This is a genomic window from Streptomyces flavidovirens DSM 40150 (genome assembly GCF_000429085.1).
Taxonomy (GTDB): Bacteria; Actinomycetota; Actinomycetes; order Streptomycetales; family Streptomycetaceae; genus Streptomyces; species Streptomyces flavidovirens.
This window is the reverse complement of record NZ_AUBE01000008.1, coordinates 141,938-166,938: the sequence shown is the minus strand read 5'-3', so window position 1 is coordinate 166,938 and position 25,001 is coordinate 141,938. Positions and strand designations below refer to the sequence as shown.

Here is a 25,001-nt window from a genome sequence, read left to right as displayed (position 1 = left end):
GTCAGTTGTTCCTTTCGAGCAGCCGGCCGGTCGGCTCGGCCAGGGTGCCGTTGTCGGCGATACGTACGCCGCGCAGCCACGTCGACTTGACGACGCCCTGCAGGGTCTTGCCCGCGTACGCCGTCACCTGGTTGCGGTGGTGCAGCCGGGCCGGGTCGACGGTGAAGCTCTCGTCGGGGGCGAGGACCGCGAAGTCGGCGTCGCGGCCGGGCTCGATGGCGCCCTTCTGCGACAGTCCGGCGAGCTCGGCGGGTGCGGCGGACATCCAGCGGACGACGTCCTCCAGCGAGTGGCCCCGGCGCCGGGCCTCGGTCCAGATCGCCGGGAGGCCGAGCTGGAGCGAGGAGATGCCGCCCCAGGCGGAGGCGAAGTCGGGGGTCTTGAGGTCCGTGGTGCACGGGGAGTGGTCCGAGACGATGCAGTCGATCGTTCCGTCCGCGAGCCCTTCCCACAGCGCGTCCTGGTTCTCGGCCTCGCGGATCGGCGGGCAGCACTTGAACTCCGTCGCCCCGTCCGGGACTTCCTCGGCCGTGAGGGTGAGGAAGTGCGGGCAGGACTCGACGGTGACGCGTACGCCCTCACGCCTGGCCGCGGCGATGAGCGGCAGCGCGTCCGAGGACGACAGGTGCAGGACGTGGACGCGGGCGCCGAGGCGCCTGGCGTGCGCGATCAGGCTCTCGATGGCGGTGTTCTCGGCGTCGCGCGGCCGGGAGGCGAGGAAGTCGGCGTACGCCGGACCGCTCTTCTGCGGGGCCGCCTCCAGGTGGTGCGGGTCCTCGGCGTGCACGATCAGCTGACCGCCGAAGCCGGAGATCTCGGCCATCGACCGGGCGAGCTGCTCCTGGTCGAGCTCGGGGAACTCCTCCACGCCCGACGGCGACAGGAAGCACTTGAAGCCGAACACGCCGGCGTCGTACAGCGGCCGCAGGTCCTTCACGTTGGACGGGATGGCACCGCCCCAGAAGCCGACGTCGATGTGCGCCTTGCTGCGGGCCACGTCCTGCTTGGTGCGCAGGTTGTCGACCGTGGTGGTCGGCGGCAGCGAGTTCAGCGGCATGTCGAGGAGTGTGGTGATGCCGCCGGCCGCGGCCGCGCGGGTGGCGGTCCAAAAGCCCTCCCACTCGGCGCGGCCGGGGTCGTTCACGTGGACGTGGGTGTCGACGAGGCCGGGGAGCAGGACGTCGTCCGCGAAGTCCTCCAGCCGGGCTCCGGCCGGCACCTCGGCGTCGTACGGCAGCACAGCCGTGATCTTCCCGTCGGCGACGGCCACCGATGCGGCGCGCGTCCCCTCGGGGGTGACGACGCGCGTCGAGCGCAGTACCAGGTCCACGTCGGGCACCCTGTCCCTCACTTCCATACAGAGAAATTCAACGAACTGTTGAAGGAGTCTTCACTTCGGGGTCCGGCCAGTCAAGACCCTCCCCGCCCCGTACGGCCTGCGCACCTCCAGGACGGGAACTCCTTAGAGCTTTCCACAAAGTGGAAGTAGAATTTCATGCAGCAGAACGTCGCAACACACAGGGGCAGGGCGGGACGGCCTTGGGAGTGACCGCCGACACAGGGACAAACACCCCTCTGACCGGCACAGACGTGCTGACGCAGGCCGTGTGCTCCACGCACGCGGCGGGTAGGCTGCTGCCTTGCCCATCCGCCTCGAAAGGACCGTTGACGTGCCGTCGTCCAACGCCACCACCGACGCTTCCAAAACCGCTGCGCCCACCGGTGGTGTGCAGTCCCTTGAGCGCGCCTTCGACCTGCTGGAGCGGATGGCCGACGCGGGCGGCGAGGTCGGCCTCAGCGAGCTCTCGGCCAGCAGCGGTCTGCCGCTGCCGACGATCCACCGCCTGATGCGCACCCTGGTCGCCTGCGGTTACGTACGCCAGCAGACGAACCGGCGCTACTCGCTCGGCCCGCGCCTGATCCGCCTCGGCGAGAGCGCGTCCCGACTGCTCGGCACCTGGGCCCGCCCGTACCTCGCGCGCCTGGTCGAGGAGACCGGCGAGACCGCGAACATGGCGCTGCTCGACGGCGACGAGATCGTGTACGTCGCGCAGGTGCCCTCGAAGCACTCGATGCGGATGTTCACCGAGGTCGGCCGCCGGGTCCTTCCGCACTCCACGGGCGTCGGCAAGGCGCTGCTCGCGCACACCCCGCCGGAGGAGGTGCGCGCACTGCTCGCCCGTACCGGCATGCCGACCGCCACCGAGAAGACGATCACCACGCCCGAGGGCTTCCTGGACGCCCTGGCGCAGGTCCGCAGGGCCGGTTACGCCGTGGACGACGGCGAGCAGGAGATCGGCGTCCGCTGCCTGGCGGTCCCGGTGCCCCACTCCCCGACCGCCGCGGCCATCTCCATCTCCGGGCCGGCGGGCCGCGTGACGGAGGCGGCGACCGAGAAGATCGTCCCGATACTCCAGGAAGTCGCCCAGGACCTGTCGGTCGTGCTCACCAACAACGGCACACAGGGCTGAGCGAGCAACGGCACGCAGGGCTGAGCGAGTACGCGGCCCCGCGTCAGACCGGTGGGGCGGCGGCCGAGAGGCGGCCGTCCGTCATCGTCACCACGGCGTCCATCCGCTCCAGGTGCGTGCGGTCGTGGGTGACCAGGACCGTCGCCGTGCCGCGCTCGCGCGTCAGCGTGACGAGCAGGTCGAGTACGGCCGCGCCCCGCTCGTGGTCGAGGGCGCTGGTCGGCTCGTCGACCAGCAGGACCGCCGGCTCGTTCATCAGCGCGCGGGCGATGTTGACCCGCTGGCGCTGACCGACGGACAGCTGGTGCGGGCGGCGGCCGGCCCGGTCCGCGAGTCCCACCGCGTCCAGCAACTCCCCCGCCCGGTCACGTGCCTGACGCGGCGCGCGTCCCGACAGGTGCGCCATCACCTGGAGCTGCTCGGCGGCGGTGAGGGACGGCAGCAGGTTCGGCTGCTGGAAGACGATGCCGATGCGCGTCCGCCGCAGCTCCGCTCTGGCGGCCCGGCTCAGGGGGCCCGTGTCCGTACCGTCGACGACGACCCTTCCCCGGTCCGGTGAGACGAGCGTCGCCGCGACCGCCAGCAGGCTGGACTTGCCGGAGCCGGACGGTCCGACGACGGCGGTCAGCGTGCCCGCGGCGACCTCCAGAGCGATGTCGTCGAGAGCGGTCAGGCAGGAGTCGCCGTCGGGATAGGTGAGGGTCACGCCGGTGAGGGACAGGGTCATCGGGCGCTCCCGAGTGCGACGAGGGGATCGACGGCGGTGATGCGCCGCACAGAGAGTGCGGCGCCGGCCGTCCCGAGGGCGACCATGACGGCGGCCGGGACGAGCAGCGTCGCCGGTTCGAGTACGAACGGGACCTCCCCGGCGACGACTGTGCCGATCAGCGTGGCGAGTGCGGTGCCCAGGAACGTACCGGCGCAGAGCATCAGGACGGCCTGGCCGAGCGCGTCGCGCAGCAGGTACGGCGTGGAGGCGCCCAGCGCCTTGAGGACCGCGATGTCACCGCTGCGCTGGATCGTCCAGACGGTGAAGAACGCACCGACGACGAGCGCCGAGATGACGAAGAGGGAGCCGCGCATCAGCTGGAGCGAGCTGTTCTCCGCCTCGTAGGCGGCGAGGGCGCTCAGCGAGCCGTCGATGGTGCGGACCTCGGTGCCCGCCGCCTCGTCGCCCGCCGCGAGGTCCGCGCCTTCGCCGGTGGTCAGGGCGACCACGGTGGCCTGCCGCTCCGTACCGGGGCCGACGGCGGCGAGCCGCTGCCAGTCGTCGAGCGAAGTCCACACCACCGGCGTGTGGCTGTACGAGTCCTCGCCTGCGACGGCGGCGACGGTCTCCTCCACGCCGCCGATCCTCACCTTGTCGCCGGGCCCCGCGCCCAGCTCCTCGGCCGCCCCCACGGACAGCACGGCCCGCCCGGACCGGAAGCCCTCGACGGCCGGCGCCGGCCCCGAACCGGGCTCGACGCCGAACACCGACACGGCGGCCGTCCGGTCCCCCGCCCGCGCGTTGGTCGTACGGATGCCCAGCGGCTCGGCGGCGGTGATGCCGGGCCGGCGGGCCCACTCCCGCCAGGCGCTCTCGGTGACCACGGAATTCGTGAACGACACCTCCTGCCCCTCGGGCGGCCGGTCAAAGGCCAGCCGGTCGGCCGGCAGCGAGGTGATGGCCGAGGTGTTGTCCCTGGCCAGTCCGGCGGTGAGGCCGGACAGCAGCCCGACGAGCAGCGTGATCAGCACCACGACCGTGCCCATGAGCGCGAACCGGCCCTTGGCGAACCGGAGGTCTCTCCATGCGACAAACATAATTCCAGCCTGGCCCCGGAGACGCACGAAAACATCGCGCCACGGAACGGCGCGACATCAATCTTTTGATTGACCGGGCAACGGCGCCGTAGCCCTACGCTGGCAACGCCATGGACCTCACCCCCTCTCTTCCCCGCTCCTCCCTGCCCGGTTCGCCCCCGCACGCTTCCTCTCCCGCCTCGCGTCCTCTCACTCCCGTGCTGCGCGCCCTGCGTCTGTGCCTGCACGCGCTGCTCGGCGGGCTGATCGCGCTCGCCGCCGTGAAGGCCGTGGCCGACGACGCCCCGCACGCGAGCGCCGTGGTGCTCGCGGCCCTCACGACGGCCGTCGTCTACACCGTCGGGGCCCTGAGCCCGGCCGTCGACCGCTCGCCCAGGGCTGCCGCCGTCTGGCTCGCCGCCCTGGGCCTCGCCTGGCTGATACTTCTGGGCCTGTCCCGCGACGGGCTGTGGGCGGCGTTCCCCCTCTACTTCCTCCAGCTGCATCTGCTGCCGATGCGCTGGGGCCTGACCGCGGTCGCCGCGACGGCGGCCGCCGCCATCGCCGGCTTCGTGCTGCACGGGCCGGCGGTGACGCCGGGCTCGTTCCTCGGGCCGCTGCTCGGCGCCGCCGTCGCCGTCGCGACGGTCCTCGGCTACCAGGCGCTGTACCGGGAGAGCGAACGGCGCCGCGAACTCATCGACGAGCTGCTCGCGGCCCGTGAGGATCTCGCCGCCGCCGAACGCACGGCCGGGACGCTGGCCGAGCGCGAGCGGCTGGCCCGCGAGATCCACGACACGCTCGCCCAGGGCCTGTCCAGCATCCAGCTCCTCCTGCGCGCCGCCGAACGGACGCTGCCCGTCGGCGCTCCGGCCGCCGCCCATGTCCGGCGGGCGCGGGAGGCGGCGCAGGACAACCTCGCCGAGGCACGCCGTTTCGTACAGGCGCTGACCCCGCCCGGCCTGGAGCAGGGCTCGCTGGCCGCCGCACTGGAGCGGTTGTGCGCGGCGACCCCGGCGCCCGCTGTGCGGTTCGGTGTGAGCGGTACGCCGGTGCCGTTGCCCACCGCGTACGAGGTGGCCCTGCTGCGCGTCGCCCAGTCCGCGCTCGCCAACACGGTGCGGCACGCGCGTGCGGCACGCGCCGAGATCACCCTCAGCTTCATGGAGACCTCGGTGGCGCTGGACGTCGTGGACGACGGCGAGGGCTTCGACCCCTTGGCCCCCGGCCTGCGCGAGGGCGGCGGTTTCGGCCTGCCCGCGATGCGCTCGCGGGCGCGTTCGCTCGGCGGCACGCTGAGCGTCGAGTCCGCGCCCGGACAGGGCACGGCCGTGGCGATCACCCTGCCCCTGCCGTCCGCGGACCCCGGAGACCGCGCGTGACCCGCCCCGGCGCGCCCGTGCGCCTGCTGCTGGCCGACGACCATCCCGTCGTACGGGCGGGTCTGCGCGCCGTACTCGATACCGAGGAGGACTTCGTCGTCGTCGCGGAGGCGGCGACGGCCGAGCGGGCGGTGGAGCTCGCGGCGGCGGACGACTTCGACGTCGTACTGATGGACCTGCAGTTCGGGCCGGGCCGGATGCACGGCTGCGAAGCGACCGCGGCGATCACCGCGCGGACCGGGGCACCCAGGGTGCTCGTCCTGACGACGTACGACACGGACGCCGACATCCTGGCGGCGGTGGAGGCGGGCGCGAGCGGCTATCTGCTCAAGGACGCGCCGCCGGAGGAGCTGTCGGGCGCCGTACGCACGGCCGCGGCCGGGCAGTCCGCGCTGGCGCCGGCCGTCGCGCACCGGCTGATGGACCGGATGCGGACACCCGCCCAGGCACTGACCCGGCGCGAACTGGAGGTACTCCAACTGGTCGGAGACGGTCTGTCGAACCAGCAGATCAGCAAACAGCTCTTCCTCAGCCAGGCGACGGTCAAGACCCATCTGGTGCACATCTACGCCAAGTTGGGCGTGGACTCGCGTACCTCCGCGGTCGCGGCGGCGACGGTCCGCCGGCTCATCCGGCGGTGACCGCCGCACACCGTCAGGCGCCGCTCACCGTCAGGCGCCGCGCCCGAAGAGCTCGACCGCCTTGCGTACCTGTGTCAGCGCTTCCGCCAGCGCGCTGACCGAGCCGACCGAACCCGCGACCAGCAGCAGCGAGCGCCGCAGCCGCATGATCTCGGGTGCGTCGCCGAGCGCCATGGCGTGCAGCGACGCCAGTTCGTCTTCCGCGACCCCCCGGTCGGGCAGTTCGGCGGGATGCGCGGCCAGTTCACGGCGCAGCCGCGAGACGGCAGCACGCAGCTCCGTCACTCGCGCATCCTCGCCGTTACCGGTCACGCACCTTTGTTCCACACTTCTCAACAAGGTCTCTCCCCCTCGCACGGCCACGTGCAGGTCCTGCCAGTGATTGAGCCCCGCACGCCGTTGGTCGGACGCCGTACACAGGAGCCGGGGCCAGTTAACGCCAATCGGAGGGCGCTCCGCCACTTGACCCCGGTTCAGCTGTTCGAGCGGGAGTTGACGGCGTTGCGCCAGACGGTCACGTCCAGCGTCAGGTACGTACTGGGCGAGTCCTCGGCCGAGAAACCCTGGACCGTCACGAGGCCCATGTGTCCGGTGCCCGTGGTGACGCAGACCTGCCGGCCCTTGGAAAGTTTGTTCACATAGACGGTTTCGGTGAACCGGGTATCCGCGCGGCAGGCGGCGAGCGAGCCCTGCTGGCCCGGATCGAGCAGCACCAGCGTTCCGCCCTCGGCCTCCGCGTCGAGATAGCCGCCGGTGTCGTAGGACAGCTCGTACGATCCGTCCTCGCCCACTTGTGGGCGGACCTCGTCGTCCCCCAAGGGTATCCGGCGGTGAGGTTGATGCCCTTGAAGCCGGCGGGCTCGGGGTCGGGTTTGGCCTCCGGCTTCGGGTCGGTGTCCTTCGGGTCGGTGTCCTTCGGGCCCAGTTCTGAGGGGAGTCCTCGCCCCCGCCGGACGTCCCGCCGCCCTGTGATGAGCCGCCGGCCGTCCGCTTCTCGTCATCGGCGAGCAGGGCGTACGCCATGCCGCCCCCCGCGAGGCCGAAGACCAGCACGGCGGCAAGAGCCACGAGCAGGCCCTTGCCCCGGCTCTTCGGGGGCTGGGGGTGTCCGGGGTACGTCGGGGCGTGCGCCGGCACGTGGGTGGGGGCGTAGGCGATGCCGAAGTCAATGACGCGGGGGCCGTCGGCGGCGAGCAGCACGTTGGAGGGTTTGAGGTCGGCAGCGCCCCGTGGGTGACGACCGCGTCGGCCAGCGAGGGTCCCGGCACGTAGCGGTGGCCAGCCACGGCCGCGTGCCGTTCGTGTGGTCTCCCACGCAGTGCTCCGATATCGAACGGCACCCTATCCAAGGAGACGGACCGCGGGCGCCGGTCCCGATGAGGTATGCAGAGCCCATGGCACATACAAGAGACGGCGGCGCCGCGGGCATCGCGGGGCTGCTGCTCGCGGCCGGCGCCGGGCGGCGGCTCGGCGGACGGCCGAAGGCGTTGCTGGAGTACCGGGGGCGGCCGCTGGTCGAGCACGCGGTACGGGTGCTGCGCGAGGGCGGCTGCGGCCCGGTGCACGTGGTGCTGGGCGCCTCTGCCGCCGAGGTGCGTGAGCGCGCCGACCTGAGCGGATGCGTGCTGGTCGACAACCCGGAGTGGGACGAGGGGATGGGTTCGTCGCTGCGGGCCGGTCTGGCGTCCCTGGCCGGTACGGGCACTGCGGCCGCGCTCGTCTCGCTGGTCGATCAGCCGGGGATCGGCCCGGCGGCGGTGGGCCGGGTGGTGGCGGCGTACCGCTCGCCTTCGAGCCTCGTGGCGGCGGCGTACGGCGGCAGGCGCGGGCATCCGGCGCTCTTCGGTGCCGAGCGGTGGGCGGACATCGTGAGGACTGCGAGGGGTGACCGGGGGGCACGCGCCTATCTGAAGGAGCACGAGGGCGCGGTCACGCTCGTCGAGTGCGGCGACGTGGCCGAGGCGTACGACATCGACACGCCGGAGGACCTGTTCCACTTGGAGTGACCGAGGTGGCACTGAGCGACAGTTTCTGTCGACTCAGAGAATCTCGATGTCAACAGACCGTTGAAGTTCCACCATGAGGAAACTACTATCCACACGTCAGAAGCGCCCTGCACCACACGGCGGCGCCCGCGACCGTACCTCGGAGCCATGGCACGCTGTGCCGTTCGCAGGCGACCCGGCGGCCGTAAGGCGCCGCCCGCCTAAGGAGTGACAGCTCATGTCCGCACCAGCGCCGTCCCCGCTGGCCATCGTCGATGCCGAGCCCCTGCCCAGGCAGGAAGAGGTCCTGACCGACGCGGCTCTCGCCTTCGTGGCCGAGCTGCACCGACTGTTCACGCCCCGCCGTGACGAGCTGCTCGCCCGCCGCGCCGAGCGCCGTGCCGAGATCGCCCGCACGTCGACGCTCGACTTCCTCCCGGAGACCGCACAGATCCGCGAGGGCGACTGGAAGGTCGCGCCGGCCCCGGCCGCGCTCAACGACCGCCGCGTGGAGATCACCGGTCCGACCGACCGCAAGATGACCATCAACGCCCTGAACTCGGGCGCGAAGGTCTGGCTCGCCGACTTCGAGGACGCGTCCGCTCCCACCTGGGAGAACGTCGTCCTCGGCCAGCGCAATCTGATCGACGCCTACGAGCGCCGTATCGACTTCACCGACCCGAAGTCGGGCAAGACGTACGCCCTGAAGCCGGCCGGGGAGCTGGCGACCGTCGTCATGCGGCCGCGCGGCTGGCACCTCGACGAGCGCCACCTCCAGTTCGACGGCCGCCCTGTGCCGGGTGCCCTGGTCGACTTCGGCCTGTACTTCTTCCACAACGCCAAGCGGCTCATCGAGCTCGGCAAGGGCCCGTACTTCTACCTCCCCAAGACCGAGTCGCACCTCGAAGCGCGCCTGTGGAACGAGATCTTCGTCTTCGCGCAGGACTACGTCGGGATCCCGCAGGGCACCGTCCGCGCGACCGTCCTGATCGAGACGATCACGGCGGCGTACGAGATGGAGGAGATCCTCTACGAGCTGCGCGACCACGCGGCGGGCCTCAACGCGGGCCGCTGGGACTACCTCTTCTCCATCGTCAAGAACTTCCGTGACGGCGGAGCCAGGTTCGTCCTCCCGGACCGCAACGCGGTGACGATGACGGCCCCGTTCATGCGCGCCTACACCGAGCTGCTCGTCCGTACGTGCCACAAGCGCGGCGCGCACGCCATCGGCGGCATGGCGGCGTTCATCCCGTCCCGCAAGGACCCCGAGGTCAACAAGGTCGCCTTCGAGAAGGTCAAGGCCGACAAGGACCGTGAGGCCGCCGACGGCTTCGACGGCTCCTGGGTCGCGCACCCCGACCTCGTCCCGATCGCGATGGCGTCCTTCGACGCGGTGCTCGGCGACAAGCCGAACCAGAAGGACCGCCTGCGCGAGGACGTCTCCGTGGCGCCCGGTGATCTGATCGCCATCGACTCGCTCGACGCCAGGCCCACCTATGAGGGCCTGCGCAACGCCGTCCAGGTCGGCACCCGCTACATCGAGGCGTGGCTGCGCGGCCTCGGCGCCGTCGCCATCTTCAACCTGATGGAGGACGCGGCCACGGCGGAGATCTCCCGCTCGCAGATCTGGCAGTGGATCAACGCGGGCGTCGTGTTCGAGAATGGCGAGAAGGCGACCCCGGAGCTGGCCCGCAAGGTCGCCGCCGAGGAACTGGCCGCCATCCGCGCGGAGATCGGCGAGGAGGCCTTCGCGGCCGGCAAGTGGCAGCAGGCCCACGACCTGCTGCTGCACGTCTCCCTCGACGCCGACTACGCGGACTTCCTGACCCTCCCCGCGTACGACCAGCTGGTCGGCTGACCCGCACAGCGGCCGAGCAGCACCCAGACGGCTCCGCCCCCGGTGAACGCACAGCACCGGGGGCGGAGCTCTTTCGCGTCCCGAGTCACCGGACCGGCTCGCTCAGCTCCCCCCGCAACCGCTGTGCCCGCAGCACCAGTTCGAGCTCGAAGCGGCGGTCCGGGTCGTCGACCTCGTCGCCCCACAGCTCCCGTATCTGCCGCATCCGGTAGCGCACGGTCTGCGGATGTACACCGAGCCTGGCCGCCACCTCCGGCGCCCCGCCGCGCGTCTCCAGCCAGGCCAGCAGCGTCTCGGCGAGCCGCCGCCCCTGCGTGGGGCCGCAGTCGGCGAGCGGCGCGAGGCAGCGGCGCGTCAGGTCCCCGATGAGCTCCTCGGGCGGCAGCAGTACCAGCGCCTCGGTGTACTCGGTGCAGTGCAGCAGCCGGCCGGAAGGCAGCAGCCCGCGCTCCATGAGACGTACGGCGGCCGCCGCCCAGCGCAGCGACTTCGCGGCCTCCGTCAGCGCGACGGCCGGCCCGATCGCCCCCGACCATCCCTTCATCGACCGGCGCAGCAGCTCGGGCCGCCCCGCCAGCGCCGGGTCGGGGACGATCATCAGCGGCTGCTCGCTCTCCAGGTCGAGGAGTACGCCCTGCCCCACGGCCGGTGCGACGAACTCGCGGGCCGGGCGCAGCAGCACCCCGACGGCGACCCGCTCCGGCAGCGCCCAGCCGATCCGGGCGGCGTGCTCGGCGAGCGAACGGGTGCGCGCGGGGCCGGCGGGCTCGGCGTACTCCGCGACCAGTTCCTGCGTCAGCTTCCGTTGCAGCCGCAGCCGTTCACCGGCCTGCCGGGCGGCGGCCTCGGCGTATCCCCGCACGGTCTGGTCCACCAGCCCGTCCAGGAAGGTGAACCCGGACTCGGCGAGCTCGTACATGGCGGGCGGCGGGATGGACACCTGCTGCCCGATCTCGGCGAAGCGCCGCCAGGCCAGCCGGACGCCGAGCCGGTACATGGCCTGGAGGGCGTCGAGAGAGCGGCCGTGCAGCCCCTCGCCGCGTCCGAACTCCTGGAAGACCTGGAGATGAACGTGCGGACGCTCCTCCGCCAGCACCAGGTGCTGCACGAAGTCCTCCAAGGCGCGCCGGATGCCGACGAGGGCGATCAGCTCGCCCGATTCGTCGACGAGCAGCGGCAGCTTGGGGTGTTCGCGGCAGATGCGGTCGAGGATCTCCCGGGCGAGCGAGGGCACCTCGCGCATGGCCCGGTCGGTGAACTGCCGTACCTGCAGGCGGGGCACGTCCTCCCATGCCGAGCAGTCGGCCATACGTCGCTCCCCGTCCACTGCGGTCGTTTCCACTGGGGTACTCCCACCGGGGTCGCTGGGGTCACTTCCGGGGTGTCGCCGACTCGTAGCTGATCAGCGGTACGTTCGGCTGCTCCGGGGTGGCGTTGAGCAGTGCCACGACGGCGAAGGCGGCCCCCACGGCGAGGGCGGCGGCCACAACGGTGGTCAGCGCTGCTGCAAGGAGTCTGGACATGGTCGGGTCAGCCTCTCTGACGCTGTGACCCCACCGGTACCCCCACCGGCCCTGTCCGGCAATGGCCCAGTGTCAACACTCCATTGACAGTCCGTCAAGAGGACGCCTACGGTTCCCGGCCCATACGCATGTGCACGTATCCGCCGAGCACCCCCCGCCGGCCCTCACTGGAGTCGCCCGTATGCGTCGCACCGCTTCCCCCCTGTCGCTGGCCCTCCTCGGCGCCGGCGTTTTCCTGCTGGTACTCGCCCCGATGCTGGCCTGGTACGTCGAGCCACGCGCGAAACGCACACCGGTCGACGTGGATGTCACCACGGTCTTCACCGGCAAGGGCAGCTACTTCGACACGACCGAGATCAGAACCGTCCCCGGCAGAAACCTCACGATCACCCGCCAGGTGCGGGGCGATGTGGCGGACAGCGAGAAGAGCGGCAGGGCCGTCTGGGACGTCTCGACGTCCGTGGACACCGACGCCACGCTCCCCGCCGCCGACACCCACGACTCGCTCCAGTGGACGCTGGAGCGCTGGGTGACCGACCGCCGCACCAACGAGCCCGTGCACTGCTGCGGCGAGAAACCGGCCTTCGACGGGGAGGCGTACCTCAAGTTCCCCTTCGACGTACAGAAGCGCTCCTATCGCTGGTGGGACAACACGCTCGGCTCGACCGTCCGCCTCCGCTTCGCCGGTACGCGCAAGATCCAGGGGTACGAGGGCTACCGCTTCACCGGCGCCGTGGAACCCGCCAGGACCGGCACCCGGCTGGTTCCGGGGCGGCTCGTCGGCCTGCCGGAGCGCAGCCAGGTGCTCGCCGAGGAGTGGTACGCGAACCACGGCATCGAGCTGGTCGTCGACCGGCGCACGGGCCGCATCGTGAACGCCGCGATCGGCCCGCGCAAGACGCTGCGCGCCCCCGGCGGGAAACGGGACAAGGTGGTCCTGCTGGACAGCCGCCGGCTGGAGTTCACCCCGTCGACGCAGCGCGCCCAGGTCGCGCTGGCCTCGTCCGACAGCAAGCGGCTGAGGCTGGTGGGCGAGACGCTGCCGATGGGCGGCGGCGGGGCGGGGGCGCTGCTGGCGGCGGCCGGAGTGGTGTTCGTCGTACGCGGGCGGGAACCACGAAGGCCCGCGCCTGTCATCACCTTGTGATGACACATCAGCTCGGACTGGGCCCGAAATTGTCACCGAGGTGAGTAGCCGCATCGAACAGCGTGCCGAAAACTGACCTCCCCACCCCGAGCACAGCCCCCACCGGTTCCGCACCCCCTGAAACGAGTTGGAGCTCGCATGCCCCAGCACGTGCCCCCCACCCTGCATGATGCGAAACCCCAAGAGACTCACCACACACTCCCCCATCCCACCTCCCGGCACCCCCGCCGGATCGTCTTCCTCTCCCGCCGCGACCTCGGCAATCCCGCCGCCGGCGGCTCCGAGCTCCTCGTCGACCGCCTCGCGGACGGCCTGACCGCTCTCGGTCACCAGGTGACACTGCTGTGCGGAGGCCCGGCGGCGTACCGCGACTACCGGGTCGTCTCCGCCGGCGGGGACCTCGGCCACTTCATCAAGGCACGCCACGCCTTCGCCCGGCAGGTGGGAGACTGCGACCTGCTGGTCGAGGTCTGCAACGGCCTGCCGTACCTCACCCCGCTCTGGCACCGAGGCCCCACCCTGTGCCTGGTCAACCACGTGCACACGGAACTGTGGGGCATGCGCTACCCGGCCCCGGCCGCCGGTCTCGGGCGCCGCCTGGAGCACTGGGCGCTGTCGGCGGCGCAGCGCGAGAACCTGCTGGTGGCCGTATCGACTTCGACGGCCGGCGCACTTCACGCATTAGGAGTGGACCCCGGCCGGATCCGGGTCGTGCACAACGGAGTGGAACAGCCGGCGGAGCGCACCCCGCGCTCGCCCGAGCCGCTCTTCCTGGCGATGGGCCGCCTGGTCGAGTACAAGCGCATCGACCTCCTCCTGCGCCTGTGGGAACGGGTCAGACCGGTCACCGGCGGCAAGCTGGTGATCATCGGCGACGGCCCGGAACGCCGCGGCCTGGAGGCCCTGGCCGGCCCCGACGTGATCTTCAAGGGGTACGTATCGGAAGCCGAGAAGCACGAACTCCTCTGCGCGGCGCACCTCCTGCTCCACCCCTCGGCCGTCGAGGGCTGGGGCCTGGTGGTCACCGAGGCGGCGACCCGCGGCACCCCCGCAATCGGCTTCGACGTACCGGGACTGCGGGATTCCATAGCCGACGGTGTGACGGGCGTACTGGCGCGCGGCGAGAGTTCGTTCGCCGCCGCCTGGTGCACGCTCGCCCTGAGCGCCGAGCGCCGCGAGACGATGGGCCGCGCGGCCGCCGCGCGGGCCGCGCACTACCGGTGGAGCAGTACGGTGCACCAGTTCCGGGCGGTGGCGGCGGAGGCGGCCCGCACCCACCGGCGGAGGTGACCACCGGTGAAGGACCCCTCCCTCCACAGGTCCGTCACCCTCTTCCGGGCCTTCCTGAACGAGCAGTCCGACCCCGACGCGTGCTACTCGCTGCTGGCCCGTGACGCGGCCGACCAACTGGAGCGGTACGGGCCCCTGGCCGGCCGGACCGTCGTCGACATCGGCGGCGGCAGCGGCCACTTCACCGAGGAGTTCCGCAGGCGCGGCGCGCACAGCTTCCTCTTCGAACCGGACGTACGGGAACTGCGGGACCGCGCCCCCGAAGGAACGGTGGTCGCCGACGGCTATCTGCTCCCCCTGGCGGACGGCGCGGCGGACATCTGCTTCTCCTCCAACGTCCTGGAGCACGTCGAGGACCCGCGGACCTTCATCAGCGAGCTGGTACGCGTCACAGCACCGGGCGGCCTCATCTACGTCGCGTTCACCAACTGGTACTCCCCGTGGGGCGGCCACGAGTGGGCGCCGTGGCACTACCTGGGGGCGGAACGGGCCCGCCGCCGCTACGAACGCCGTACCGGCCGCAGTGCCAAGCACACCCTGGGCGAGAACCTCTTCCGCATCCACATCGGTACCACCCTGCGCCATGTACGGTCCCGCACCGACGTCGAGCTGGTCACAGCCCGCGCCCGCTACTGGCCGTTCCTGCCCGGCGTCGTACCGAAGATCCCCTTGCTGCGCGAGTTCGCCACCTGGAATCTCCTACTCATCCTCCGGCGGTGTCCATGACGACGACCCTCCAGTCACCTCCCAGGACACCACCTCCCGCCCCTCACCCGCCCCAGGGACCGCGCTCACGCCGCTGGCTGCTGGGCTTCTGGGCGGCGACCCTCGTCGCGTTCCTGGCGGCCTCGCCGGGCAGGATGACGTTCGAGACGAAACTCGGCGTGGCACTGGACCCGTTCAGGTTCCTCTCCGACCTGGGCGAGCTGTGGCACAGCAGGGCGGGCTTCGGCGGGATCTTCGACCAGTACGTCGGGTACGCCTTCCCGATGCTGCCGTTCTACGCACTGGCCGACCTGGTGCACCTGCCGGTCTGGCTGGCGGAACGCCTGTGGCTCTCGATCGTCGTCACCACCGCCTTCTGGGGCGCGCTGCGCCTGGCCGAGCGCCTGCGCGTCGGCTCGCCCGCGACCCGCCTCCTGGGAGCGGCGGCGTACGCCCTGTGGCCGACGTACACGATCGTCATCGGGTCGACGTCGGCGGCCGCCCTGCCGGGAGCGCTCCTCCCCTGGGTCCTGCTGCCGCTCACGAACCCGCACACCGCCCCCCGCGTCGCCGCACTGCGCTCCGCGCTCCTGATCCCGTGCATGGGCGGCGTGAACGCGGCCTCGACGCTGGCGGCCCTCCTCCCCGTGGCGCTCTACCTCCTCAGCCGGCCCCCCACACCCCGCCGGCGCGCACTGATCGCGTGGTGGGTGCCAGGGGTGCTGCTGGCCACCGCCTGGTGGGTGGTCCCCCTTCTCCTCCTCGGCATCTACGGCGAGAATTTCCTCCCGTACGTAGAACAGTCCGAGACGACCACAGCGACCATGTCCGCCACGGAGCTGCTGCGCGGCGCGGGCAACTGGACGGCGTACCTGAACTTCGGCGAGGCGTGGCTGCCCGCGGGCTGGACGGTCGCCACGGCGGCCCCCGCCATCCTCGGCTCGGCCTTCGCCGCCGCTCTCGGCCTCGCGGGCCTGGCCCGCCGGGACATCCCCGAACGGCGCTGGCTGCTCCTCACCACACTCTCCATCGCCACGATCACCCTCGCCGGATACGGCGGCCCCTTCGGCGGCCCCTTCCATTCCACCGTCCAGGACTGGCTGAACGGCCCGCTGGTCCCCTTCCGCAACATCTACAAGTTCCAGCCGGGCCTGGCCCTTGCCCTGGCCCTGAGCCTGACGCACCTGACGGCAGCGGCCGCCCGCCCGTCCCCCCGCCTGGCCCCCCTCATCACCACCCTCCTGCTCCTCCCCACCCTCGCCCTCCCCTACCTCAACGGAAACGTTCTGCAACCAGGTTCCTTCGACAAGCTCCCCGCCCACTGGGAAGCGACGGCCGGCTGGCTGAAGAAGTACTCGCCCGACAGCCGCGCCCTGGTGGTGCCGGCCACGGCGCACGGGATCTACACCTGGGGCTCCCCCATCGACCAGCCGCTCGACGTGCTCGCCGAGTCGCGCTGGGCGCAGCGCGACTATGTGCCGTTCGGTACGCCCGGCAACCGCCGGGCGATGGACGCGGTGGAGCAAGCCCTCACCACAGGGTCCCAAGTCCCTGGCCTGAGCGACTACTTGAGCCGTGCGGGCCTGCACTACGTCGTCGTACGCAACGACCTCGATCCGGACCAGCTTGGCTACGTACCCCCGCAGACCGTGAAGCGCACGCTGGAGGAGTCCGGCTACCGCCGTGTCACCGGCTTCGGCCCGGTGCTCACCGGCGGCCGCATCCCGGACGACACCCCCGTACAGGTCGAGGGCCTCTACCCCAGGCAAAAAGCGATAGAAATCTACGAGCCGCCGCCCACCACCACCCGCCCCACCAGAGCAGACATCACCCCGGTCGTGGACACCGCGCTGGTCAGCGGCGGCCCGGAGGCCCTCCTCCGGCTCTCCGCCGACCCCACGATGCGCAGGCGTCCCGCCGTACTCACCGGCGACAGCCATCCGGGCCTGGCAGACCCGGCGATACGGGCGACCAGTGACGGCCTGCGCCGCGCCGACACCCGCTTCGGGCTGGTCAACTCCAATACGTCGTACACCTACACGGCCACCGAGAAGAACCACACCGGAAGCCTCCAGGATCCGGGCCGCGCTCCCCGCCAGATCCTCCCCACCGACGACATCAAGCGCCAGACCACAGCGGTGCTGCGGGGCGCGGAGTCGGTGACGGCGTCGAGCAGCGGCAACTGGCTGTTCCATCTGCCGCAGTACGACCCGGTGAACGCCTTCGACGGGAACCCCGACACGGCGTGGGCGGAAGGCAGCGCGGCAAAGCCGAAAGGCCAATGGCTGCGCATAGCCTTCACCTCCCCCACCACACTCCCCGACCGGATCCGGGTGACCCCCCTGCCGTCCGACGGAGTGAGGGCGGCGCCCACGGCCGTACGCGTGGAGACGGACAATGGCAGCAGGACGAGCCCTCTGCACCCCAACGGCTCACCCCAGCAGATCAACACACCGCCGGGCAAGACCACTTACCTCAAACTCACCATCACCAGCGCCCAGCAGGGCCGTCCGGGCCTGATGGGCGCGGGCTTCACCAGCATCGACATCCCCGGCGTCCAGGTGACCCGGCTCCTGTCCCTCCCCCGCGACGCGGACCCCGACGTGATCTCCCTGCACCGGGGCAGCGACCCGGGCGGTCTCTCGCCGGTATCGGCTGAGGTCGGCCTGCACCGCCAGTTCTCGACGGCCACAAAGGGCACGTACTCACTCCGGGCGACAGCCCTGCCGGTACCGGGCGACGAACTGGACAAGCTGCTCTACACCCTCGCCCCCGACCAGCGCCGCCGCCTGACGGCCACAGCGGACTCGACCTCCCGCCTGGGTGCGTCTCTCACCCCCCGCAACCTGGTCGACGGTGACCTCACGACGGCGTGGATAGCCGGTGCCAACCCGACGCTGCACCTGCGCTGGCCGGGAAAGAAGCCCATATCCGAGATCGTCTTCGCGGCAGCCGGCGGCCTGTCCACCCGTCCGGAACAGGTGGAGATCAGCTCCCCCGACGGAGCGACGACGGCCTCGGTCGACGAGAACGGCCTGGCCCGCTTCGAACCGATCAGGACCGACCGCCTGGACATCAAGATCACCCGTTCGTCTCCCCTTACGGTCCACAACCCGGTGGCGGACGCCGAGATGCAGCTCCCCGTGGGCCTGAGCGAGGTGTACGTACCCGCACTGGACGAATTCCGGATCCCCCAACCGGCACCGACCCGCACCTTCCAGCTCCCGTGCGGCCAGGGCCCGGTCCTCGCCATGGACGGCACCCTCCACGCCACCACCGCCGGCGGAAAGCTGAGCGATCTCACGGAACGCCGCCCCATCCAGGTCTCACTCTGCGCGGGCCCCCAGCGCAACGGCAAAGCAACCCTCTCCCCCGGTACCCATCGCATAGAGGCCGGCGACGCGGGCCCGTTGGCCCTGACCGACATCACCCTGACCAGGAACAAGGCCGCGCCCCCCGCGAAGGAGTCCCGCGAACTGACCGTCCGGGATGCCGCAGGCGACCGCCGCAGCATCACCGTGGGCGAGGGCGAAGCCTCGTACCTCCAGACCTACGAGAACGCGAACGAAGGCTGGCAGGCAACCCTCAACGGCCGAAAGCTGCCGTCCCTCCGCCTGGACGGCTGGCAGCAGGGCTGGCTGATCCCGGAGGGCGCGGGCGGCGAGGTGCGCATGGAGTACAAACCGGCGCGCCTGTACGAAGCGGGCCTGATAGCCGGAGGAGTCGCCCTGCTGGCCCTGGCGGCACTGACCCTCTACCGCCGAAAGGCGACCACAACCACACCGACCCGCACCCCTCCCCCTCCAGGACCGGTCCTGGGCCTGGCAGCCCTGACCCTGGCCCTGGCGGTCACGGCGGGCCCGCTGGCCCTCCTGGTCCCGGCCCTGGCCCTGCTGGCCCACTTCCGGCACACCCTCCTGCCCCCGGTAGCCCTGCTGGCCATGACAGCGGCGGGCATAACAGCGGCCCTCCAGCCAGGTGCCCCGCCGACGGCCTCGGAGGGCGCGTTCGGGCCCGCAGCCCAGTTCCTGGCCCTGACGGCCCTGACGGCGGCGCTGGTGACCACACGTGGCCGCGCCCAGCCCCCGCCGCCGCAATCCGAGGTGCCCGTCGGGGACGTGCCGGGGCGCTCCCCGCAGGGCGTGGAACGCGACCACCGCCAACGGAACAACGCGGTGTCCGAACGTTCGACGCCCGAGGAGACGCCCCGGCGCGGCACCGGCCCCGACGCCCCCGCGACCGCACCCCCGGAGCCCGGCACCCGGGACCAGGAAGCCAACCCCGGCGAGGAGAGAGCCAAGTGACCGCGCTTCACCATCCCGCCCGCCCCGGCAGCAGCAGCCACCCCCGCCGCGTTCCCTTCACCGTCGTGGACGAAGTCACCCGCCACTGCCTGCACCCACGGGTGCCCGAGACGGTGCACATCGAGGTCCACCTGCCCGCCCGCCCCGACCCCGCCCGTCTGCGCACCGCCTTCAACGAGGCCCTGCGACGCCACCCCCGCATCCTGATGCGGGAGGCCCCCGGCCCCTGGTACCGACGCCGGTACGAATGGGAACTGACCCCGCACCCCGACACCGAAGTCGTCACGTTCCCACCTCCCACCACCCACGCCCTCACCCAAGCCAGGGCCCGCGCCCTGTCCCTCGCGCCCCCGCTCGCCCTCTCCCCACCCGTACGCCTGGAAGTCATAGACCGCGTACTCCTCCTCACCGTCAACCACACCGCCCTGGACGGCCCCGCCTGCCTCCGCGTCCTGGCCACCGCCGCCGAGATCTACGGCGGCCGGGACAACTCCCCCACCACCACCGCCCCCACCCGCACCCCCGCGCACCCCACCGCACCCCACCCCACCAAGAACCGGACCCCCGCCCCCCGCACCGGCTTCGCCCCGGTGGCACGCGTAGCCCGAGGCAATCCCACGTCAGCCGCTCCCAACGGCATGCTGACAGCCGACCTCCCCGTCCCCAGCCGCCCGCGCGACGCGCCGTACACGGTCAACGACCAGCTCATGGTGGCGACCGCCCGCATGATCGCCGCCTGGAACCGCGAGCACGGCAGCCCGCCACGCCCCATGCGGATCACGATGCCGGTGGACGACCGCTCCCGTGGCCTGGACATGCCCATCGGCAACGGCACCCGCCTGGTGGAGGTCCCGTACGCCCCCGAAGAACTGCCCCCGTCCCCCGACATCCCGGACCTGCTGCGCCGCACGGCCGACCGCACCCGCGCCCTGAAATCACTCCCCCGTCCGCAACTGGGCCACGCAGCCGCCCTCCTGACAGCCCCGGTCCTACCGGTCGCCCTCCGAGCAGCGTTCACCCGCACCCTGCGCCGAACAGCGGCGCCGTGGACATCGACCACCCTCCTCAGCAACATCGGCCGGGTCCCGTACCCCCTGGACTTCGGTGAAGGTACGGGCCGGGCGACGGCCGTCTGGTTCTCGGCGCCCGCCCGCATGCCCCGCGGCCTGACGGTGACCACGGCGAGCACGGCGGGCCGCCTGCATCTGGCGCTGCGCTGGTCGGGCGTACTCCTCGGCGCCAGGGACGGCGAACGGCTGCGGGACCTTTTCGCGGAGTACCTGGACGCCACGTCCGGAGGCGGCAAATGACGGCGACAACCCCACCCACTCCCACCACGCCCACCACCCCCACCCACCTCCGCGACTTCTACGAGAACCCAGATGTCCCGGTGGCTTCCGGCACCCCAAGAACCCTCCGCCAGGCCCGCATCCTCGCCGCCGCCCTCCCCGGCCCGGGAGCGACCGTCCTGGACATCGGCTGCGGCGACGGCACAGCGGCGGCCACCGCCGCCCCCCTCCTGCGCGGCCACCGCCTCATCGGCGTCGACTGGTCCCAGGACGCACTGCGCCGGGCATCCGCACACCTGCCCCACCTGGTACGGGGCGAACTGACGGACAACGGCCTGCCGTTCACCACGGGAGCCGCCGACGCGATCCTCTTCAGCGAGGTGATAGAGCACCTGGTGGACCCCGACAGCGCGCTGGACGAGTTACGCCGCGTCCTGGCCCCCGGCGGTCACCTCATGCTGTCGACCCCCAACCTCGCCGCCTGGTACAACCGCGCCCTCCTGCTGACCGGCACCCAGCCGGTCTTCTCCGAGGTGAGCCTGCGCGCGATCCACGGCCGCCCCGGCACCGAGGTCGTGGGCCACCTACGCCTCTACACGGCCCGCGCCCTGCGCGCATTCCTGACCGCCTCGGGCTTCGACGTCGTGAGGATCACCGGCGCTCCCTTCCACGGCGTCCCCCGCCCCCTGCGCCCCCTGGACCGGCTGGTGTGCTCCGCCGCACCGACCGCTTCGTCGATCCTGCTGGCGCACGCCCGCCGCCGCGCCGGGAACTGAGCGCGATGTGGTGGGGTGTGGCGGCCGCGCTGCTGGCGAATGTCCTGTACAGCACGGGCTTCGTACTGGAGAAGCGTGCCCTGGCCGGTCTCCCGGCGCTGAATGTACGCCGCCCGGCCCGTCTCCTGCGCCACCTCCTCGGCAGCCCGCTGTGGATCGCCGGTTCCCTCGCTCTGGCCGGCGGCTTCGCCGCGCAGCTCATCGTGTACGCAACCCTGCCCATGGCGGCCGCCCAGGCCCTGTTCGTCTCAGGCCTGGTCCTGCTGCTCCTCCTGTCCAAGCTCTGCCTGGGCGAACGCACCACCACCCGCGAGCGTTACGCGACAGCGACCGTCCTGCTGGCGCTGCTCATGGTGGTCAGCTCCCTGCGCCACCACACGGACAGCGTCGGCCAGAGCTCCCCGGCCCCGCTGGTCCTGCTGATCAGCGCTCTCTCCCTCACCACCGGCCTGTGCCTGTACGTCGCCACCGAGCGCCGGGCGGCCCGCCGGCACCGCCTGCGCCCGCCCACCGCGGGCGTGGAATACGGCGTGGCCGTCGGCTTCGTCTACGGAGTGAGCTCCCTGGCGATCAAGGGCGTCTCCGCGCACCTCACGCCGGCCACCCTGGAGGACCCGGCCGCGGTGGCGCTCACGCTCCTGGCGAGCCCGTACCCGTACCTGCTCCTCATCACGGGAGCGACCGGCCTGCTCCTGTCCCAGACCGCACTGCAACGCTGCCGGGCGTCCCTGATCGTGCCCGTCTGCACGACAACGTCCTGCCTCTACACCGCGGTCGTCGGCACGTACGCCTTCGGCGAGTCCCTCCCCGACGACCCGCTGCGCCTGACCCTGCGCATCGCCGGCACCGCCCTCGCGGTGGTGGTCCTGCTGACCCTCACCGCCCACCAGAAGACACCCGCACCCGCCACTCCGGAGCTGAGCCGTGACCCCCGATGACCCACTGCTGAAGATCCTCGCCTGCCCCCTCGACAAGGGCCCCCTCACGCTCCTCGCGCCGGGGGACGCGCTGTACAACCCGCGCCTGCGCCGCCGCTACCCGATCGTCGACGGCATCCCCCAACTGCTCCCCTCATCGGGCGAACCGGTCCCGGAGGCCGAGCACAAGGACCTCCGGCACCTCTCGTAATCGGGCAACGGAGTTCAGCGCGTCACCACAGTCCGCTGCGCCGAGAAGTCGCCCCACTTCCCGTCCGGCAGCTTCGCCCGCAGCTTGATGCTGTAGCGCGTGCCAGGCGGCTCGCTGACGGTGAAGTGGTACGTCGCCGTACCCGTCGGCGGGGTCGTGCCCCACACGATGGTCGTGACCGGCCGGCCGTTGAGGAACAACTGGTGCTCGCGTATCTCTCCCCCGCCCCCGGCACGCGGCGGGGTCCACTTGAGGTCGATCCCCCGTACCCCCGCCTTCCTGACGGCGGTCGCCTCCAGGTCCGCGGGCGCCGTGGAAGGCCCGTCACCGGGCCCCGAAAGGGTCGTCAGGTCAAGGGCGTTGCTGTCACCGGAGGAGTTCTCTGCGGCGTCCCGCGCCCGGACGGTGAAGGTGTAGACGGTGCCGGGCCGCAGGCCGGACACCCGCGCCGTGGTGGTGGCACCGGGCACGCTGTGGACGCGGGAGTCCTCCTGGTAGATGTCGTACGACGTGACGGCCGTGTCGTCGGTGGCCGGCGCCCAGGACAGGCTCACCGCGCCGGTCCCCTCGACGCGCCCCCGCAGCTTCGCGGGCGTGGAAGGGGCCGTACGGTCGTCCGGCGTGGGGGCCGGGGTCGTCACCGGGACGGCGGCGCTGGGCGCGGAGAGGTTGCCCGCGGCGTCGCGGGCGCGGACGGTGAAGGTGTAGGCGGTCGAGGGGGTGAGCCGGTCGATGTCGACCATGTGCCGCGTCCCCGTCACGGTCCTGACCTTGGCGCCCTTCTCGTACACCTCGTAGCCGGCGACCGCCTTGTTGTCCGTCGACCGGTCCCACATCACATGGACCGACGTGGCACTGCCCGCCTGCGCCGTCACCCCGCCAGGCGTGGAGGGCCGCTCGGTGTCGCGGTCCGGTTCGGTCACGGCACAACCTGTCACCGTCACCACGAGCAGAGCAGCACAGGAGGTCAACACGGCGCGAACGGTGGGGCGTTGCACGGTCCGTCCCTTCATCCGAAGGCAATGGTCCAGACCTGTATGTCACGGGTGGCGGCGCCCGGCAAGAGTGCGCGCGAAGCCCGCTATTAGGCTGACGCCCCAGAACGGACCGGATCACGAAACAGGGGGCCGCCTGAATGGCGATCACGTACAGAATGCTCGACCCCCGCAGCCACACCCCGCGCGGCCGCGACAAGTCCCTCGACGTCAAGCCCGGCGCGCCGGTCATGGTCGTGACCGACGACGGTACGCCGCAGGGCCCGCGTCCGGTGGCGTATCTGCTGCGCAATACCTCCGCCGGCGGCCCGAACGCGTACCTTCCCGGCGCCCGGGAGATCCTGCTGTTCGGCGACGACCGGTGTCGCGAGGTGGTCGCCTCGGTGACGACGGAACACGGCACGGGTTTCGGTTTCGGCGGCCCGCGCTTCGGCTACCGGGTGCTGGACCCGGACGGCACGCTGATCGGGCGCGTCTCGCTGCGGCGCGGGCGGATCTTCCGGATCGGCCGTTCCCACTGGACCATGGAGCAGGCGGGGGTGCCCCCGGTGCGCGGCTCGGCCGGCCGGCTGATGTGGTGGGCGCTGTGGTGGACGGTGCTCCTGCCCGTCAACGTCGCTCTGCTCGTCGCCGCCTTCACCGGCATCGCGCAGGACCCGGTCACGACGCCGCGCCGCATCGTCTGGCGCGACAGCGCGGGCCGCGCCGTGATGTCCTACCGGGGCCTGGCGGGCGACTACCGCGTCGTGCGGGGCGACTGGGACCCCAGGTTGGTGGCGTCGCTGGTGGCGATCCATCAGACGTACGTCTCGATCGCCATCAGCGACAGCACGGACTGGTACCACCGCTGACAACGGCAGCACCTCGCAGACCCCGGCAGGAAGCAGGCGGCCCACGCGGGGCGTCTTGAGGATCAGCGCGGCGTCAGCTGGTCATGAACTCGGTCACCTCGTGCGCGAACGGGCGAGGGCGCTCCTCGTGCACGTAATGGCCGGCCGGGATGGTGATCAGCCGGCAGTCCGGGATGAGCGCGGCCATGTCCGGCATCCGGTCCTGGGGCATGGAGCTGTCCGGCCCGCCAGTGATGATCATGGTCGGTGCCACGATCTCGCCGAGAGCCTCCGCCCACTCCGGATCGGGGTCGGCGAGCTGGCCCGTGATGGCCGGCATGACGGGCCAGTCGTAGTCCAGCGGCTCGTCGGGGCGTACCACCTGCGCCGTGATGGCGCCGGGGAACGGCGGCGGGGTCTCCTCAAGGACGAGCCGCTCCACGCGGTCGGAGTTGTCCTGCGCCAGCAGGCGGGCGACGACACCGCCCATGCCGTGGCCGACCACGCCGACCCGGTCCAGTTCCAGTTCGTCGAGGAAGCCCAGTACGTCGTCCCGCATGAGCTCGACGGAGTACTCGTCGGGCCAGTCGCTCTCCCCGTGCCCCCGCAGGTCGATCGCGTAGACCCGCCATTCCTCACCGAGCGCCTGCCCGGCCTCTTCCCAGCTCGCCGACGACGAACCGAGTCCGTGCAGGAGCACGACCGGCGCCCCGTACGAGTCGCCCCAGGTCCGATAGGCCAGTCGTACGTCGCCGACATCAACTACAGCGTGCTCACTCATGCCCCCGACGCTACAGGCCGGGGCGCGGCACTTGGACCGCGCGGGCGCTCTGGCCTCGGGAAAGGCCGCCTACATGCGTCCGGGCCCCGCCACAAGAGCGTGCGCAGCGCA

The 25,001-nt window shown here is 71.8% G+C and carries 23 protein-coding genes; 14 read left to right on the top strand and 9 right to left on the bottom strand.

Going from position 1 to position 25,001, the window contains the following annotated elements; all coding sequences use genetic code 11:
• Position 1 precedes the first annotated feature (1 nt).
• Positions 2–1,357, bottom strand: a complete 1,356-nt coding sequence (gene allB, locus G412_RS0115735; RefSeq protein ID WP_037648913.1) for an allantoinase AllB — start codon at positions 1,355–1,357, stop codon at positions 2–4.
• A gap of 313 nt (positions 1,358–1,670) precedes the next feature.
• Between allB and G412_RS0115730 the strand changes: the two genes are divergently transcribed.
• Positions 1,671–2,471 (top strand): IclR family transcriptional regulator, encoded by an 801-nt coding sequence (locus G412_RS0115730; protein WP_028812913.1) that lies wholly within the window; start codon positions 1,671–1,673, stop codon positions 2,469–2,471.
• Between the two features lie 43 nt (positions 2,472–2,514).
• On the opposite strand, the gene G412_RS0115725 is transcribed toward G412_RS0115730, so the two are convergent.
• Positions 2,515–3,198 (bottom strand): ABC transporter ATP-binding protein, encoded by a 684-nt coding sequence (locus G412_RS0115725; RefSeq protein WP_028812912.1) that lies wholly within the window; start codon positions 3,196–3,198, stop codon positions 2,515–2,517.
• Positions 3,195–4,277, bottom strand: coding sequence for an ABC transporter permease (locus G412_RS0115720; RefSeq protein WP_028812911.1), 1,083 nt, complete (start codon positions 4,275–4,277; stop codon positions 3,195–3,197). Before G412_RS0115720 ends, G412_RS0115725 begins: the two co-directional genes overlap by 4 nt.
• Before the next feature lie 110 nt (positions 4,278–4,387).
• Between G412_RS0115720 and G412_RS0115715 the strand changes: the two genes are divergently transcribed.
• Together G412_RS0115715 and G412_RS0115710 are read left to right on the top strand one after the other, a co-directional pair.
• Positions 4,388–5,638, top strand: a complete 1,251-nt coding sequence (locus G412_RS0115715; protein WP_078607017.1) for a sensor histidine kinase — start codon at positions 4,388–4,390, stop codon at positions 5,636–5,638.
• Positions 5,635–6,279: a response regulator gene (locus G412_RS0115710; RefSeq protein ID WP_028812909.1), complete on the top strand. Its 645-nt coding sequence runs from the start codon at positions 5,635–5,637 to the stop codon at positions 6,277–6,279. Before G412_RS0115715 ends, G412_RS0115710 begins: the two co-directional genes overlap by 4 nt.
• Before the next feature lie 30 nt (positions 6,280–6,309).
• Here G412_RS0115710 and G412_RS0115705 read toward each other — a convergent pair whose 3' ends face one another.
• Entirely contained in the window at positions 6,310–6,618 is a 309-nt protein-coding gene (locus tag G412_RS0115705) for a DUF5955 family protein (protein ID WP_028812908.1), read from the bottom strand.
• Positions 6,619–6,752: 134 nt separating this feature from the next.
• Positions 6,753–7,070, bottom strand: coding sequence for a hypothetical protein (locus G412_RS40505; RefSeq protein WP_028812907.1), 318 nt, complete (start codon positions 7,068–7,070; stop codon positions 6,753–6,755).
• A 603-nt stretch (positions 7,071–7,673) separates the two neighbouring features.
• Here G412_RS40505 and G412_RS0115695 point away from each other — a divergent pair.
• Complete coding sequence (locus G412_RS0115695) at positions 7,674–8,285, top strand: nucleotidyltransferase family protein (protein WP_028812906.1); 612 nt, start codon at positions 7,674–7,676, stop codon at positions 8,283–8,285.
• A 217-nt stretch (positions 8,286–8,502) separates the two neighbouring features.
• Positions 8,503–10,122, top strand: a complete 1,620-nt coding sequence (gene aceB, locus G412_RS0115690; protein ID WP_028812905.1) for a malate synthase A — start codon at positions 8,503–8,505, stop codon at positions 10,120–10,122.
• 85 nt (positions 10,123–10,207) lie between these two features.
• On the opposite strand, the gene G412_RS0115685 is transcribed toward aceB, so the two are convergent.
• Positions 10,208–11,431, bottom strand: coding sequence for a PucR-like N-terminal domain-containing protein (locus G412_RS0115685; RefSeq protein ID WP_028812904.1), 1,224 nt, complete (start codon positions 11,429–11,431; stop codon positions 10,208–10,210).
• 61 nt (positions 11,432–11,492) lie between these two features.
• On the bottom strand, positions 11,493–11,645 hold the full coding sequence (locus tag G412_RS40170; protein WP_167546466.1) for a hypothetical protein: 153 nt from the start codon (positions 11,643–11,645) through the stop codon (positions 11,493–11,495).
• 181 nt (positions 11,646–11,826) lie between these two features.
• On the opposite strand from G412_RS40170, the gene pgfA reads away from it, so the two are divergent.
• The 8 genes from pgfA to G412_RS0115640 all read left to right on the top strand — a co-directional run bounded on the left by pgfA (position 11,827) and on the right by G412_RS0115640 (position 22,284).
• On the top strand, positions 11,827–12,792 hold the full coding sequence (gene pgfA / locus G412_RS0115675; RefSeq protein ID WP_028812903.1) for a cell envelope lipid trafficking protein PgfA: 966 nt from the start codon (positions 11,827–11,829) through the stop codon (positions 12,790–12,792).
• 138 nt (positions 12,793–12,930) lie between these two features.
• Positions 12,931–14,082, top strand: a complete 1,152-nt coding sequence (locus G412_RS0115670; RefSeq protein WP_028812902.1) for a glycosyltransferase family 4 protein — start codon at positions 12,931–12,933, stop codon at positions 14,080–14,082.
• A gap of 6 nt (positions 14,083–14,088) precedes the next feature.
• Positions 14,089–14,808: a class I SAM-dependent methyltransferase gene (locus tag G412_RS0115665; protein WP_028812901.1), complete on the top strand. Its 720-nt coding sequence runs from the start codon at positions 14,089–14,091 to the stop codon at positions 14,806–14,808.
• Complete coding sequence (locus tag G412_RS34685) at positions 14,805–19,091, top strand: alpha-(1->3)-arabinofuranosyltransferase domain-containing protein (protein ID WP_051338389.1); 4,287 nt, start codon at positions 14,805–14,807, stop codon at positions 19,089–19,091. The genes G412_RS0115665 and G412_RS34685 overlap by 4 nt, the downstream gene beginning before the upstream one ends.
• Positions 19,088–20,401: a condensation protein gene (locus G412_RS0115655; RefSeq protein ID WP_037648908.1), complete on the top strand. Its 1,314-nt coding sequence runs from the start codon at positions 19,088–19,090 to the stop codon at positions 20,399–20,401. Before G412_RS34685 ends, G412_RS0115655 begins: the two co-directional genes overlap by 4 nt.
• On the top strand, positions 20,398–21,156 hold the full coding sequence (locus G412_RS0115650; RefSeq protein WP_028812900.1) for a class I SAM-dependent methyltransferase: 759 nt from the start codon (positions 20,398–20,400) through the stop codon (positions 21,154–21,156). Before G412_RS0115655 ends, G412_RS0115650 begins: the two co-directional genes overlap by 4 nt.
• Before the next feature lie 5 nt (positions 21,157–21,161).
• Positions 21,162–22,094, top strand: a complete 933-nt coding sequence (locus tag G412_RS0115645; protein WP_028812899.1) for a hypothetical protein — start codon at positions 21,162–21,164, stop codon at positions 22,092–22,094.
• Positions 22,081–22,284: a Trm112 family protein gene (locus G412_RS0115640; protein WP_028812898.1), complete on the top strand. Its 204-nt coding sequence runs from the start codon at positions 22,081–22,083 to the stop codon at positions 22,282–22,284. The genes G412_RS0115645 and G412_RS0115640 overlap by 14 nt, the downstream gene beginning before the upstream one ends.
• A gap of 14 nt (positions 22,285–22,298) precedes the next feature.
• Here G412_RS0115640 and G412_RS0115635 read toward each other — a convergent pair whose 3' ends face one another.
• Positions 22,299–23,297 carry a fibronectin type III domain-containing protein gene (locus G412_RS0115635; protein ID WP_037648906.1) on the bottom strand — a complete coding sequence of 333 codons (999 nt, stop codon included), beginning with the start codon at positions 23,295–23,297 and terminating at the stop codon, positions 22,299–22,301.
• Between the two features lie 122 nt (positions 23,298–23,419).
• Between G412_RS0115635 and G412_RS0115630 the strand changes: the two genes are divergently transcribed.
• On the top strand, positions 23,420–24,130 hold the full coding sequence (locus G412_RS0115630) for a hypothetical protein (RefSeq protein ID WP_028812896.1): 711 nt from the start codon (positions 23,420–23,422) through the stop codon (positions 24,128–24,130).
• A gap of 73 nt (positions 24,131–24,203) precedes the next feature.
• On the opposite strand, the gene G412_RS0115625 is transcribed toward G412_RS0115630, so the two are convergent.
• A complete protein-coding gene (locus G412_RS0115625) occupies positions 24,204–24,890 on the bottom strand; it encodes an alpha/beta fold hydrolase (protein WP_028812895.1) in 687 nt (228 codons plus the stop codon).
• Positions 24,891–25,001 lie beyond the last annotated feature (111 nt).